The organism is Actinomadura sp. NPDC048032 (assembly GCF_040653175.1).
GTDB lineage: Bacteria > Actinomycetota > Actinomycetes > Streptosporangiales > Streptosporangiaceae > Spirillospora > Spirillospora verrucosospora.
Genome location: NZ_JBEZJP010000187.1, coordinates 1 through 14,297 on the forward strand (window position 1 = coordinate 1; position 14,297 = coordinate 14,297).

The 14,297-nt window shown below is 73.1% G+C and carries 12 protein-coding genes and 1 pseudogene; 7 read left to right on the plus strand and 6 right to left on the minus strand.

What is annotated here, in order from left to right:
* Positions 1-17: 17 nt before the first annotated feature.
* A complete protein-coding gene (locus AB0C69_RS23290; protein WP_360356816.1) occupies positions 18-326 on the minus strand; it encodes an antitoxin in 309 nt (102 codons plus the stop codon).
* Between the two features lie 121 nt (positions 327-447).
* Here AB0C69_RS23290 and miaA point away from each other — a divergent pair, with 121 nt between their 5' ends.
* A complete protein-coding gene (gene miaA / locus AB0C69_RS23295; RefSeq protein ID WP_360356843.1) occupies positions 448-1,359 on the plus strand; it encodes a tRNA (adenosine(37)-N6)-dimethylallyltransferase MiaA in 912 nt (303 codons plus the stop codon).
* 8 nt (positions 1,360-1,367) lie between these two features.
* Positions 1,368-2,168 carry a diaminopimelate epimerase gene (gene dapF, locus AB0C69_RS23300; RefSeq protein ID WP_345174335.1) on the plus strand — a complete coding sequence of 267 codons (801 nt, stop codon included), beginning with the start codon at positions 1,368-1,370 and terminating at the stop codon, positions 2,166-2,168.
* Positions 2,169-2,401: 233 nt separating this feature from the next.
* Here dapF and AB0C69_RS23305 read toward each other — a convergent pair whose 3' ends face one another.
* Complete coding sequence (locus tag AB0C69_RS23305; RefSeq protein ID WP_360356819.1) at positions 2,402-4,363, minus strand: histidine kinase; 1,962 nt, start codon at positions 4,361-4,363, stop codon at positions 2,402-2,404.
* A gap of 268 nt (positions 4,364-4,631) precedes the next feature.
* Positions 4,632-5,243, minus strand: coding sequence for a TetR/AcrR family transcriptional regulator (locus tag AB0C69_RS23310; protein WP_360356822.1), 612 nt, complete (start codon positions 5,241-5,243; stop codon positions 4,632-4,634).
* 99 nt (positions 5,244-5,342) lie between these two features.
* Here AB0C69_RS23310 and AB0C69_RS23315 point away from each other — a divergent pair, with 99 nt between their 5' ends.
* The 5 genes from AB0C69_RS23315 (at position 5,343) to AB0C69_RS23335 (ending at position 11,679) form a co-directional block, all read left to right on the plus strand.
* Positions 5,343-6,326: a hypothetical protein gene (locus tag AB0C69_RS23315; RefSeq protein ID WP_360356824.1), complete on the plus strand. Its 984-nt coding sequence runs from the start codon at positions 5,343-5,345 to the stop codon at positions 6,324-6,326.
* Positions 6,327-6,420: 94 nt separating this feature from the next.
* Positions 6,421-7,413 carry an ABC transporter permease gene (locus AB0C69_RS23320; RefSeq protein ID WP_360356827.1) on the plus strand — a complete coding sequence of 331 codons (993 nt, stop codon included), beginning with the start codon at positions 6,421-6,423 and terminating at the stop codon, positions 7,411-7,413.
* Positions 7,410-8,219, plus strand: a complete 810-nt coding sequence (locus AB0C69_RS23325) for an ABC transporter permease (protein WP_360356829.1) — start codon at positions 7,410-7,412, stop codon at positions 8,217-8,219. The genes AB0C69_RS23320 and AB0C69_RS23325 overlap by 4 nt, the downstream gene beginning before the upstream one ends.
* Positions 8,216-10,009, plus strand: a complete 1,794-nt coding sequence (locus tag AB0C69_RS23330) for an ABC transporter ATP-binding protein (RefSeq protein WP_360356832.1) — start codon at positions 8,216-8,218, stop codon at positions 10,007-10,009. Before AB0C69_RS23325 ends, AB0C69_RS23330 begins: the two co-directional genes overlap by 4 nt.
* Entirely contained in the window at positions 10,006-11,679 is a 1,674-nt protein-coding gene (locus AB0C69_RS23335) for an ABC transporter family substrate-binding protein (protein WP_360356834.1), read from the plus strand. Before AB0C69_RS23330 ends, AB0C69_RS23335 begins: the two co-directional genes overlap by 4 nt.
* Positions 11,680-11,682: 3 nt before the next feature.
* Here AB0C69_RS23335 and AB0C69_RS23340 read toward each other — a convergent pair whose 3' ends face one another.
* From AB0C69_RS23340 to AB0C69_RS23350, 3 genes and pseudogenes are all read right to left on the minus strand, one after another.
* On the minus strand, positions 11,683-12,399 hold the full coding sequence (locus AB0C69_RS23340) for a hypothetical protein (RefSeq protein ID WP_360356837.1): 717 nt from the start codon (positions 12,397-12,399) through the stop codon (positions 11,683-11,685).
* Between the two features lie 109 nt (positions 12,400-12,508).
* Positions 12,509-13,795 (minus strand): heterodisulfide reductase-related iron-sulfur binding cluster, encoded by a 1,287-nt coding sequence (locus AB0C69_RS23345; RefSeq protein WP_360356840.1) that lies wholly within the window; start codon positions 13,793-13,795, stop codon positions 12,509-12,511.
* Positions 13,795-14,297 (minus strand): annotated as a pseudogene (locus AB0C69_RS23350) (FAD-binding oxidoreductase); the annotation flags it as partial. The pseudogene AB0C69_RS23350 and the gene AB0C69_RS23345, both read right to left, overlap by 1 nt.

A 14,297-nucleotide genomic window follows, 5' to 3' on the forward strand; every position in this document is an offset into this window, starting at 1 on the left:
GGTGTGATCGGGCCGGTCTAGGACGGCGGCCCGCCCGTGCCGCCGGGCTGGTCGCCCGCGCCGCCTGGCTGCCCGCCCGTCCCGCCGGGGTGCTCGCCCGCGGCGCCGGGGTGGCCGCCGGTCTCGCCGTGCTGCCCGCCGGTGCCGCCGGCCTGGCCGCCCTCGCGGTCGATGTACCGGCCGGCCTGGTCCTGGACCCGGTCGACCTTGTCGGCGTGCTTGCCGCCCGTCCGCTGGTCGAACGCATCCCCTGCCTTCTCGACGCCCTGCTTGGCCTTGTCGGCGTGCTGCCCGAGCATCTGCTTGACCTTGTCGACGATCGACATCGAATCCCCCCGGATCCCTCGGCTCGTTCGGCGCCGCGGGCGCGGCGCGGCACCCGTTCATTCCGGCCATACCCGTTCTGTTGCCACAATCAATCCCGTGACCTCACCCAATGCCCCGCATGTGATCGCGGTCGTCGGCGCCACGGCGGCCGGCAAGTCCGACCTGGCCGTCGAGCTGGCCCTCCGGCTGGACGGGGAGGCGGTCAACGCCGACTCGATGCAGCTGTACCGCGGCATGGACATCGGCACCGCGAAGCTGTCCGCGGCCGAGATGCGCGGGGTCCCGCACCACCTGCTGGACGTCTGGGACGTCACGGCCACCGCGAGCGTCGCCGAGTACCAGCGGCTCAGCGCCGACGCCATCGCGGGGATCCGGGGCCGGGGGCGGCTGCCCGTGCTGGTCGGCGGGTCCGGGCTGTACGTGCGCGCTGCCCTCGACCGGATGGAGTTCCCGGGGACGGACCCGGCCGTGCGGGGCCGCCTGGAGGAGGAGCTGGCGCGGGTCGGGCCCGGTCCGCTGCACGAGCGGCTGCGCGGCCTGGACCCCGCGGCCGCGGAGGCGATCCTGCCGAGCAACGGCCGCCGGATCGTGCGGGCGCTGGAGGTCGTCGAGATCTCCGGCCGCCCGTTCACCGCGACCCTGCCCGAGCACCGGTACCGCTACGACGACGTCGTGCAGATCGGGCTGAGCGTGCCCCGTGACGAGCTGGACGAGCGCATCGCCCTGCGGGTGGAGCGGATGTGGGAGGCGGGCCTGGTCGACGAGGTCCGGGCGCTGGAGAAGCGGGGGCTGCGGGACGGTCTGACCGCCGGGCGCGCCCTCGGATACGCGCAGGTGCTGCGGTTCCTGGCGGGGGAGTGGACGGAGGAGCAGGCCAGGGAGGACACCGTCCGGACGACGCGGCGTTTCGCCCGCCGCCAGGAGTCGTGGTTCCGCCGCGACCCGCGCGTGCTGTGGCTGCCCTACGACGCCCCCGACCTGGCCGATCGTGCCGAGGCCCTGGTGAGGCAGGGGCGGCCGGAGCCCATATGATCGGGGGCATGCGGTTCGTCAAGGGGCATGGCACCGAGAACGACTTCGTGATCCTCCCCGATCCGGACGGCGTCCTGGACCTCACCCCGGAGGCCGTCGCGCGGCTCTGCGACCGGCGGGCGGGGATCGGCGCGGACGGCGTCCTGCGCGCGGTCCGGACGAAGGCCGCCGACGTCGACGCCGACGCCGAGTGGTTCATGGACTACCGCAACGCCGACGGCAGCATCGCCGAGATGTGCGGCAACGGGGTGCGCGTCTTCGCCCGCTACCTGGTCGACGCGGGCCTGGCCCCGCCCGGGGAGTGGGACCTGGCCACCCGCGCGGGCCTGCGCCGCGTGACGCTCGGCCCGTCCGGGGACGTCACCGTGGAGATGGGCCGGCCGGAGCTCCTCGGCCCGGGGGAGGCGAGCCTGGCGGGCGCGAGCTTCGCGGGCGAGCGGGTCAGCGTCGGCAACCCGCATCTGGCGTGCCGCGTCACCGGGCCCGTCGCCGCACTCGACCTGTCGCGCGCCCCCGACTTCGACCCGGCGGTCTTCCCCGCGGGGGTGAACGTCGAGTTCTTCCGCGGCGTGGGGGAGCGGCACGTCGAGATGCGGGTGTACGAGCGCGGCTCGGGCGAGACCCGCTCGTGCGGCACCGGGACCGTCGCGGTGGCCGCGGCGGCGGCCGGCGGCGTCGCCGACGGCGCCGAATGGACCGTCGACGTCCCCGGTGGGCGGGTGACCGTCGTCCTGGACGGCGAGACCAGCTACCTGAGCGGCCCGGCCGTCCTGGTCGCCGAGGGCGAGACGCGGCCCGGCTGGATCTAGCGGGCGACCGTCTCACCTGGGCGTGCGCCGGTCCCGGAGCGGTCCCGGCACAGACGGGACAACTGTCCCTCTCCGGCGGGACCTTCCGCCGCATAACTTCTCTCTTGCACACCCTCTGGTGAATGGCCCGTATGGACCGGGATGGGAGCCCCGGGCCCGTACGGAGCCTGAGGGCCGGTGGCGACCTTCTTGGCGGGGGGCGGTCACCGGCCCTCCCACCCGGAGGGGGCGCCTCAGAGGGAGACGCCGTTGACCGGCAGTCTGGCGCGGACCAGGGTCCCGCCCTTGGGGCCGGGCCCCACCGTGCAGGAGCCGCCCAGCTCGGCCGCGCGCTCGCGCATGGAGGACATGCCGATGCCGGAACGCACCTGGTCGGGCAGTCCCACGCCGTCGTCGTCGACGGTGACGTGCAGATCGCCGTTCAGATGCAGCCGCACCTCGGCGCAGCCCGCTCCGGCGTGGCGATGGACGTTCGTCAGCGCCTCCTGGACGATCCGGTACGCGGCGACCTCGGCGGCGGCCGGCAGGCCCTTCAGGTCGCCCTCGACGCGCACGTCCACCCGCGGGCCGTCTCCGGCGGCGACGACCCCGCCGAGCGCCTGGATCGCGCCCTCCAGCCCGAGATCGTCAAGAGCGGGCGGCCGCAGGCCGTACACGAGCTCCCTGATGTCGCCGATCGTGCGCCCCATGGTGGCGCGCAGCTCCTCCAGCAGGCCGTCGACCGCCTCGGGGTCGGTCCTGAGCGTGATGCGCGCGGCGTCCACCGTCATGGCGAGGCTGGCCAGCGTCGGCCCGAGCCCGTCGTGCAGGTCGCGGCGCAGCCGCCGCCGCTCCTCCTCCCGCGTGCGCAGGATGTGCTCCCGGGAGCGCTGGACGTCCGCGGAGAGACGCGCCGCGTTCGCCAGCTCGGCGAGGTTGCGGGCGAGGACGTTCGACAGGCGCGCGTCCGGGGTGCGGGTGACGCCGAACAGCAGGCGCCCCACCGGCTCTCCGTGCCACACCAGCGGGATGAGCTGCGGGCGGTCGCCGAGCACGCCGTCCTCCGCCGAGACCGTCCGGCCGTCGCGGTCCAGCACCTCGATCGTGACGCCGGTCGCGTGCAGGGCCGAACGCGCCACCTCGGCGGCGACGGCCAGCGCGGCGCCCGGGTTCGCGGCGGTCTGCAGCCGCCGGTTCAGCCGGTCGGCGATCCGGTACGGGTCGCGCTCGCCGTGGATGAACGCGTCCACCATGCGCTGCAGGCGCCGCCGGACGGGTTCGAAGACCGCGCCGGCGACGATCGCCCCGGCGAGCCCGGCGAGGGTGCCGCGGCCGTGGGCCAGCAGGCTCGCGGTGCCGACGAGCGCGAAGTACACGCCGGTGATGACGACGACGAGGCCCGCGTACACCAGCGTCCGGCTGACCACGAGGTCGATGTCGTACAGCCGGTAACGGGTGATCGCGATCGCGATGCAGATGGGGACGGCGACGATGGTGAGGTCGCGCAGCGGGTCGCCGATCGGGCCGTTCTCGCCGACGAAGATGATCGCCTCGGCGAGGATGCCCGGGTAGACCACCCAGGCGATCTGCCGCCGCACGTCCGGCGGCGCCTGCACGAACCGCACGGCCACCGAGAACAGGCCCGCCGCCAGGGCGGTGACGATGACCGCGCTGATCGGGAGCGGGATCTCCTCGAACGGGTACACCGAGACGCCGTTGTGCCAGCGGCGCACGCCCGGGTCGACCGTCAGGTGCGCGCAGACGACGACCGGGACGAGGCAGGCCAGGGCGAGGGCGGGCCGGAACCACCGCGACACCAGCCGCCCGTCCGGGAAGATCAGAGGCAGCACGAGGGTCAGGGCGTAGGTGTCAACGGCCCACAGCCAGACGGCGAGCCACTGGACGAACCCGGCCCCGGGCGCGCGGTGGAGTTCGAGCCAGGGGCCGAGGTTGAGGGAGAGCACGTACAGCGAGGCGCTGAAACCCGCGCCGACCATGAGCCAGGCGACCGTCAGGCCGGGCCTGTGCCGCAGCAGGACGGCGCCCACGGGCGTCCAGGCCAGGGCGACCAGGATCTCGGGATGCCACCACACCATCCGCAGTTCGGACGGCACGCGGGCGCCGATGATCAAAGACGCGGCGACGGACGCGACCGCGGTCAGCGCGAGGAGGGCGCCCACGCGCCCCGCCGCGCGGTCGTGCTCTTCCGTCTCCATGCACACTCCCCGCCCGAAAGTAATGGAATGTTAAAACGCGCAGCTCCCTGTCCCGCAGGCTTGAGCGCGTCCGCCTCAGGACACCGCCGGACCGGTCGGGCGGAGAGCGTTCCGGTCGCGATGCATGCGGGCGTGCCGTGATGGTAGCCGGGGAAACGCCCGATATGAACGGAAGGTGCAGGTCAGCGGCCAGTCGTGGCCGCGTACCGGGCTCCCGGGCGTGTCGGCGTGCGGGGAGGGGGCGGGCGCGCGTGCGGGGAGGGGCGGGTCAGGACGCCGGAGTCAGCATGCTCTCGCGCGTCAGGGCCCTCACGCCGCGCCTCATGTCCTCGGCGGTGAAGTCGTCGAGGAGCAGGCGCTGGATCAGGAAGCCGGGGAAGAGCGCGAACAGCGTCTTGCCGGCGGCCACGGCGTCGGTGTCGGCGGGGAGTAGGCCGGCGCCGACGAGCCGGCGGATGTAGCGGGTCCAGGTGTCGCGCAGACCGGCCACGTTGTCGGCGACGTACGCGGCGATCTCCGGGTCGTGCGTGGCGAGCGCCCATGCCTGGGGTGCGAGCCGGAGCGGGCCGTCCTCGCCGGACAGGGCGACGACCCGGGAGGCGAACCGCTCGGCCATCTCGTCGACGGGGAGCAGCGGGTCGCTGTCGGCGAGCACGGTGAAGAACGTGCGCAGGTCGCCGATCACGGTGGCGATGTTCGCCTCGATGATCTCGTTCTTGCTCTTGAAGTACCGGTAGACGGCGCCGGCGGAGAGCCCGGCCTCGGCGAAGACGTCCTGCATGGACGTCGCGTGGATGCCCTTGCGGATGAAGCAGGTCCGCGCCGCTTCCAGGATCTGGAGGCGGCGGCGCTCCAGGTGCTCCTCGCTGACTCTCGGCATGGGGGCCAATCTAAAACGAACGTTCGTTTCTTGACAAGTCCCGGAGAGGGTGCCAGGCTCCGCGCCAAAGAGAACGGACATTCGTTTTTGGAGGAGATCGTGCGGACTTCCCCCGCCGCGCGCGCCGTCGGCGTGGCCGTCGGCGCGGCGCTGCTGCAGCTCGTCATGGTCGTGGCCTTCTCGTGGCCCGCCGCGCGGACGGCGCCGCGTGACGTCCCGGTCGTCGTGACCGGTCCGCGGGCCGCCGAGGTCGCCGACCTGCTCGACCGCGCGCGGCCGGGCGCCTTCGACATCCGGACCGCTCCGGACGAGGCCGTCGCCCGTGCGGCGATCGCGGATCGCGAGGCCTACGGCGCCGTCGTCACGGCGCCGTCCGGCCCGAAGGTGCTCACCGCCTCCGCCGCCTCGCCGCTGGTCGCCCAGCAGCTCGGCGCGATGGCGACGCGGCTCGGTCCCGGGGGCGCCCCGGTGTCCCCGCCCGTCCAGGACGTGGTCGCCGCGGACTCCGACGACCCCCGCGGGGCGGGTTTCGGCGCTCTCGCGCTACCGCTGGTCATGTCCGGGCTCGCGGCCGCGGTGCTGATGACGTTCGCCATCCCGTCCCTCGCCTGGCGCACCGCCGGCACGGCGATCTTCGCCGTGCTGGGCGGGCTGGACGTCGCGTGGATCGCGCAAGGCTGGCTGTCGCTGCTTCCCGGCTCCTACGTCACGCTCGCCGGAGTCATGGCGCTGACCGTCCTCGCCGTGACCGGAACCGTGGTCGGCTTGGCCGCCGCCATCGGCCGCGCCGGCTTCGGACTCGGCGCGCTGACGCTGCTGCTGCTCGGCAATCCTCTGTCGGCGGCCACCTCGGCGCCCGAGCTGCTGCCGCAGCCGTGGGGCGCGATCGGCCAGTACCTGCCGCCGGGTGCGTCGGCCACCCTCCTCCGGTCGGCGGCGTTCTTCGACGGCGTCGGAGGCGCCCGCCCGCTCACCGTCCTGGCGGCCTGGGCCGCTGCCGGTCTCGGGCTCGTGGTCTTCGGCGGTCTGCGGAGGCGTTCGGCCGGCGAGGCCGAGCGCGGCCGCGAACCGGCGCTCGCGTGACCCTCAAGGCCGCGACTCTTGGCAAATCCTGTACGCGTTCCGTGGTCAATCAATAGCATTCGGTGACTTCTGGGTGGTGTGCGAGGGGCGGACGGTGGCGACGTTCATGGTGCGGCGGGTGGCGAACCACGCGGCGCTGGCCGTGCTCGCCGCCAGCCTCGGCTACCTGCTCGCCGCCGCGGCGCTCGATCCGCGGGCAGGGCTCGAAGACCGCGCGCCCCGTCCGCCGCAGGCCGTCGTCGACGCGCGGCTCGGTGCGCTGAACCTCGATGACCGGACGCCTTTGGCGGAGCGGTACCTCACCTGGGCCAGGGGCGTGGCGCAGGGCGATTTCGGCCGGACGTGGGACGGTGAGCCGGTCGAAGGCGAGTTGTGGCGCAGGCTCGGAGTGAGCTTTCGCCTGGTCGCTCCGGGGGCCGTCCTGGGTGGCGCCTTGGGCGTCGCCCTTGGCGCCTACGCCGCCGCCCGGCACGGCCGGGCGGCCGACAGGCTGGTCTCCGGCGGCTCTTATCTGCTGCTGGCCGTCCCCGTGTTCGTCCTCGCGCCGCTCTTACAGATCATGGCCGGTGAGGCCAACGACGCCCTGGGGATGCGGGTGTTCGTCTGGCTGGGGGAGTCCGCGCCGGGGCCGTCCGGGGGGATGCTCTGGGATCTCGCGGACCGAGCGCGCCGGCTGCTGCTGCCCACGGCCACGATCGCGCTCTGCCAGATCGCTCTCTACGCCCGCTACCAGCGCGGTCTGATGCTGGACGTGCTGCACGCCGACCACGTGCGCGCCGCGAGGGCCAGGGGTCTCCGGCGGCGCGGCGCGCTGCTGCGGCACGGGCTCCGGACCGCGATCGTCCCGATGACCGCCTACTTCGCCTACACGTCCGGACTGGTTCTCCTCGGCGGGGTGTTCACCGAGACGGCCTTCGGGCGGCACGGGCTGGGGGAGTGGCTCGTCGACTCCATCTCCCGGGGCGACGTCAACGCCGTCGCCGCCGTCGAGTGCCTCGCCGCCTGCGCCGTCCTCCTGGCCGCTCTCGCGTCCGACGTCCTTTCCGCAGCGCTGGACCCCCGCGTGCGCGCGGGAGCCGCGCCATGACCGCCGGTCGTCGCACGGTGGCCGGAGCGGTCCTGCTCGTGCTGTTGTTCCTCCTGGCCTTCGCCGGGCCGCTCGTCTCGCCGTGGGGATGGGACGAGACGGACTTCACCGCCTTCCGGCAGGGGCCGTCCGGCGGCCACTGGCTCGGCACGACCCAGAGCGGACGCGACGTCTTCGCCTTCACCCTGCGCGGCGCGCAGAACTCGCTGCTGGTCGGCCTGAGCGCCGCCCTGCTGTCGACGGGGCTCGCCGCCGTCGTCGGGACCGCGGCCGGTTTCCTCGGCGGCGGGGCCGACCGGGTGCTGATGTGGGGCGTCGATCTGCTGCTGGTGCTCCCGTCCTTCCTGGTCGTGACCGTCCTGGCGTCCCGGATCGCCGGAGGGTGGCCGGTGCTCGCGGCGCTGCTGGCCGCGTTCATGTGGATGGTCACCGCCCGCGCGGTCCGGGCCGCGACGCTCTCCCTGCGGAACCGCGACCACGTGCTGGCCGCGCGGTTCCTCGGCGTCGGCACGCCGCGGCTGGTCGCGCGGCATCTGGCGCCCGGGCTGGCGTCACTGCTGGCCGTGGACGCGAGCCTGAACGTGAGCGTCGCGGTGGTCGCCGAGAGCGGGCTGTCCTACCTCGGGTTCGGGACGCGCCCGCCGGACGTCTCGCTCGGCATGGTCATCGCCGACGGCCGGGGCGGGGCCACCGCGCATCCGTGGGCGTTCGGGTTCGCCGCCGGGCTGCTCGTCTCGATCGTCGTCGCGGTGAACCTGATCGGCGACGGGCTGCGGGACGCTCTCGACCCGGAGGCCGGGCGTTGACGGTCCTGCGGGTCGCCGACCTGGCGGTCGGTCACGCGACGGGTGCGCACGTCCTGCGCGGTGTGAGCTTCTCGGTCGAGGCCGGGGAGGCGCTCGGGCTCGTCGGCGAATCGGGAGCCGGCAAGACTTCGCTCGCGCTCGCTCTCATGGGGCTGCTCCCGGAGGGAGCGCGGGTGACGGGCTCCGTGCGTCTGCGCGGCCAGGAACTGCTGGGGCGGACCGACGCGGAACTCTCGCGGGTGCGCGGCAAGGACCTGGCCATGGTCTTCCAGGATCCGTCGTCGGCGCTCTCGCCCGTCCACAGGGTGGGAGACCAGATCGTCGAGGCCGTTCGGATCCATTCGGCGGTGAGCCGCTCGGCGGCCCGCGCCCGCGCTCTGGAGTTGCTCGAACTGGTCGGCATGCCGGAGGCGGCGCGGCGGGCCCGCTGCTACCCGCATGAGCTGTCCGGCGGGATGCGGCAGCGGGTGATGATCGCCATGGCCGTCGCCAACGACCCGGTCGCGATCCTGGCCGACGAGCCCGCCTCGGCCCTCGACATGACGGTCCAGGCGCGGGTGCTGGACGTCCTGCGGGTCGCCCGGGAGGCGAGCGGAGCCGCGGTCGTGCTGATCAGCCACGATCTGGGCGCCGTCGCCGGATTCGCGGACCGCGTGATGGTGCTGCACGAGGGCCGGGTGGTGGAGACGGGCACGGCCGAGCAGGTTCTCTGTAGGCCCCAGACGCCCTGCGCGAGCCGCCTGGTGCGCCCATGGACACGAGCGGGAGATGCGCCGGTTCCGCGTGCTCGGCCTGAGCGTCCGGTGGTTCTTCAGGTGGACGGCCTGGTCCGCCGGTATCCCCTGTCTAGAGGGGCGCTGCGGCGGCGGGCCGGAGAGGTGCGGGCCGTGGACGGCGCGAGCTTCGACGTCCGTGAGGGGGAGACGCTTGCGCTGGTGGGGGAGTCGGGGTCCGGCAAGACCACGACGCTGATGGAGATTCTGCGGTTGTCCCGCCCTGAGGATGGGCGCGTCATGGTCTTGGGCCAGGACACGGCCGCCTTGCGCGCCGCCCACCGCAAGGCCTTGCGCAAGGACGTCCAGGTCGTGTTCCAGGACCCGTACGCCTCGCTGAACCCGCGTATGCGGGTGGCCGACATCATCGCCGAACCGCTCCTCGCGCATCGCATGCCGATCGGTGGTCGCGTCGAGGAGCTTCTCGCGACGGTGGGCTTGGAACCCGGCCATGCGCGGCGTTTCCCGCATGCGCTCTCGGGCGGGCAAAGGCAGCGTGTAGCCCTGGCCAGAGCCCTCGCCTTGGAGCCCCGTCTTCTGCTTTTGGACGAGCCCGTGTCCGCACTGGACACCGCCGTGCAGGCGAGCGTCATGAACGTGCTGGCAGGGCTTAGGGCGCGGCTCGGCATGGCGTGCCTGTTCGTCACCCACGACCTTCCCCTGGTGCAGGGCTTCGCCGACCGGGTCGCCGTGATGCACAGGGGCCGCGTCGTTGAGATCGGGCCGGTCGCCGATGTGTACGGGGCTCCCGCTCATCCCTATACACGGGCGCTGCTGGACGCGGTCCCTTCTTCCCGCCCGGATCGAGCACGCCGCTTCCTTCTTGACGGTGCCCCGCCCGACCCTGTCGCTGGGCCCGCGGGGTGCCGGTTACGTGATCGCTGCCCGCACTACGCCACGCTCACCCTCGACGACAGACGCCTATGCGAACACCACGATCCGATGCCGCTCGCCATGGCGGCGGACCGCTCCGTCGCCTGCCACCATCCGCTCGTCTCGGCGGAGTCCGAACGATGAGACAGGTCGTCGCCGCCGTCCTTCTTGGGATAGCGCTCATCACCGGGACCGGGTGCCGTGCCCCGGAGACAGCGACGTCCAACGCGTCCGGGGCGCTCCCGGCGGCGGATGTGAACCCGACTCCGCGCGACCGCGTCGCCAAGGGCGGAACGCTTCGCTGGCCGCTCCCCGAGTTCCCGTCCCAGTGGAACACCAACCACATCAACGGCGCCAAGGGCGCGGTGGAGCACGTCATCCAGGGCGTCCTGCCGTATCTGATGCGTGCAGACGAGAAGGCCGTCCCGCACCCCGTTCCGGAGTACCTGGAGTCGGCCACGTTGAAGCGGACCAGGCACGGCCAGACCGTGACCTACCGGCTCAACCCGCGTGCCAGATGGTCGGACGGACGGCCCATTGGTTTCGCTGATTTCCTGGCGCAGACCCATGCGCTGTCTGGTCGTGACCCGCGCTACGAGGTCTCGACCGTCACCGGGTACCGGCAGATCGAGCGAGTCGCGCGCGGTGCCGACGAGCACGTGGTCAAGGTGACGTTCGCCCACACCTACGCGGATTGGCGCAGCCTGTTCAGCCCCCTGTACCCGGCCACCGCCTACGCCAGCCCAAGCGCGTTCAACACAGGGTGGATGGGCCGCGTACCTGTCACGGCCGGGCCGTTCAGACTCCAGCAGATCGACCGGACTGCCAAGACGCTGACCCTGGTGCGGAACCCGGCATGGTGGGGCGCGCCGGCAAAGCTCGACCGGATCGTCTTTCGCGCCATGGACACCAGCGCGATGCCCGGCGCGTTCGCCAATGGTGAGATCGACCTGATGGACATCGGTCTCGACGCGGACGCCTTGCAGCGTGTCCAGGGCGTCCCCGGCGCCGCCGTCCGCAGGGCGGGCGGGCCGGACTGGCGGAACTTCACCTTCAACGCGGCCGGCCCCATCCTGTCCGACGCCCGGGTGCGCCGGGCGGTCATGCTCGGCATCGACCGGCACGTCATCGCACGATCCGACCTGTCAGGACTCGGCGTACCGGTCCAGACGCTCGGGAACCACTTCTATGTCAACACCCAGGCCGGCTACCTGGACAACTCCAGCGGGCTGGGGGCCTACGATCCCGCTCGGGCCAGACGCCTCCTGGACGAGGCAGGCTGGAGACCGCGGGGCAAGTACCGAGCCAAGGCGGGACGCACGCTCGCGCTGCGGTTCGTGGTTCCGTCCGGGGTCCCCATCAGCAGGCGGGAAGGAGAACTGACGCGTGCGCTGCTCGAACGCATAGGCGTCCGAGTGGACATCCAGGTCGTCCCCGCAGACGACGTCTTCGAGCGCTACGTCACTCCCGGGAACATGGACATCGTCCCGTTCTCGTGGCTCGGCACCCCGTTCCCCGTCTCGCAGATGAAAGCCGTGTTCGCGCGTCCGCGCGGACGGAACGTCCAGCAGAACTACTCGCGGATCGGCAGCGCCGCCATCGACGCGGCGATGGACCAGGCCGTCGCGGAGATCGCTCCCGAGAGGGCCCGCGCTCTGGTGAACAGGACCGACCGGCTCATCTGGCGCCAGGCGTCGGTGTTGCCGCTGTACCAGCGCCCCCAGCTCGTCGCGGTGCGGGCGGACCTCGCCAACGTGGGGGCCGGCGGTTTCCGGAGGCCCGCCTATCAGGACATCGGCTTCACCGGCCGGTGAAGCTCACGGGAAGGCGAGCCGGACGCCCTTGCGGTCGCTGGTGAAGCGGGCGTTCCACACGTACAGGCGCAGGTCGTCGGCGGAGAGGTCCTCCTTGACCGGGAGGTCGGAGGCCACGCGGACCACGTAGGAGGCGCCCGCCGGGATCATCGTGTCGCCGCCGTCCTCGACGGGCGCCTTCGATCCGCCGATCCGCGCGGTGACCGTGCTGTGGTTGGGGAGGGTGCACATGTCGTCCGGGATGCCCGCCTGCGGCATGCACCGCTCCTGCGCCGACGACGGGACCTGCGACTTCGGCATGAACAGGTCGGCGGGGAAGTCCAGCAGGACGGGCCGCCGCCCGCTGTTGGTGAGGACGTAGTCGGCGTAGGCGTAGGTCGTGCCGGACGGCGGGGCCTGGGTGGCGCCGATCGGCTGCCGGGACGTCCCCGCCATGACGGCGGCGAGGCTGTAGCCGTAGCCCTCCGGGGTCGTGAAACCGACCGGCGGGCCGGCCTTCGGGGCGGGCACGGACGTGACCGCCGGGCCGTCGCCCTGGCCGGCGAGGCTCGGCGGCGGGGACGCCGTGCCGTCGCCCGTGCCGGGCCGCAGGAGCACGATCGCTCCGGCGACCGCGGCGATCCCGACGGCGCCGGTCAGTGCGCCGGCGAGTCCGAGCCTTCCCGCGTGGCTCTTCTTCCTGCGGCGGTGCGAGCGGTACGGCTGGCGGCTGTCGGACATGGTCGTCGCTGCTCCCTCGGGCCCTCTCCGGCTCGGTCGGCGTGTCCTGCCCACGGCGGGCAGGCCACCATACCTGACGGCCGGATCGGCGGCGGTCGCGGTCTGCGGGCTACGAACCGCGCGCGATGAGGGCGTCGCGGCCGAGTCCTCGCAGGGAGGCGTCCAGCACCTGCGCGGTGTGCGCGACCGCGATGGCGGCCCCGCGCCGGCGCAGCGCCGTGGCGATCTGCATCGAGCAGCCGGGGTTGGCGGCGACCAGTAGTTCGGCTCCGGTGGCGTCCACGTTCACCGCCTTGCGGTCGCCGAGCTCTCCGGCGGCCTCCGGCTGGAACAGGTTATAGGTCCCGGCCGATCCGCAGCAGACGTCCGGTTCGGCGATCTCGCGGACGGTCAGCCGGGGGATGGCGGAGAGCAGCTCGCGGGGCTGGCTCCGGACGCCCTGCGCGTGGGCGAGGTGGCAGGCGTCGTGGTAGGCGACCGTGACCGGAAGCGGCCGCCGCTCGGCCCGCGGCCCGAGCTCCACCAGGTACTCGGCCAGGTCCCGCGTCCTGGCCGAGAGCGCCTCAGCCCGCCCGGACCATTCCGGATCGTCGGCCAGCAGCGCCCGGTACTCCTTCATCGCGGACCCGCAGCCCGCGGAGTTCACCACGATCACGTCGACGGCCTCGAAGGTCTCGACCGTCCGGCGGGCGAAGGCGCGGGCCTCGTCCTCCCGTCCCGAGTGCAGGGACAGCGCGCCGCAGCACCCCTGGTTCCTGGGGATGACGACGTCGCAGCCCTCCATCGCCAGCACGCGGGCCGTGGCGGCGTTGACGCCCGGGAAGAACTCGCCCTGGACGCACCCGGTCAGCATCCCGACCGTGGCGCGGCGCTCCCCGCGCGCGGCGACCCGCTCGGGGAGCCTCGGCGCCTTGCCGAGAGGCGGCGCGAGCCGTTCCATCGCCGCCAGGGACGGTGAAACGCGTTCCAGGAGGCCGCTGCGCCGCACGAGTCGTTCCAGCCCCGATTTCTGGTAGGCGCGCAGGGGCCCGCGCAGGGCTCGGAGCCTCCGCCTGTACGGGAACAGCTGGAAGACCATCTCCCGTAGGGCGCGTTCCTTCAGCGAACGGGGGTGTTCGCGTTCGACGTCGGCGCGGGTCATCTCGATGAGCCTGTCGTACTGCACGCCGGACGGGCAGGACGTCACGCACGCCATGCATCCGAGGCAGCGGTCGAAGTGCTCGACCATCGGCCCGCTGAGCGGTTCGCCGTCCGCGTGCTGCTGCATCAGATGGATGCGGCCCCGGGGAGAGTCCATCTCCTCGCCCCACAGCACGTAGGTGGGGCATGTCGGAAGGCAGAAACCGCAGTGCACGCAGTCGTTGAGCAGGTCCGGGAGGTCGTCCTGGGCGCTCATCACATCCCTCCTACGAAACGGCCCGGGGACAGACGGTGATCCGGGTCGAACTGGTCCTTCACCCGCCGCATCAGCGTCAGCGCCGGAACCGGCCCCCACAGGTCGATCTCGCCGCGCACCTCCTGCGGCGCGTAGCGGACGACGGCGTGACCGCGATGCGTCTTCAGCACGTCCCTCAGACGGCCGAGGACTTCGGCCACCTCGTTCGGGCCGAGGCCGGCGGGAAGGCCGATGTGACCGTGCCCCCCGGCGCTCCAGGTGGCGGCGGCGTCCGGGCCGAGCGTGCGGATGACGTCGCGGAGCGAGGGCGGCGGGGCGCCGATGTCGATGAGGGTGGTGCCCTCCGGGTAGCGGCCCCAGCCGTCCGGTGCGGTGCCGGAGATCTCGGCTTTCTCCCCGAGGAGCTCCGCGGTCTGCCGAGAGCGCGCGGCGACGCCGTCGGGAACGCCCTCCAGGAAGACCGCGACCGTTCCCGGGCTGATGTACTCGACCGCGCTCGGGG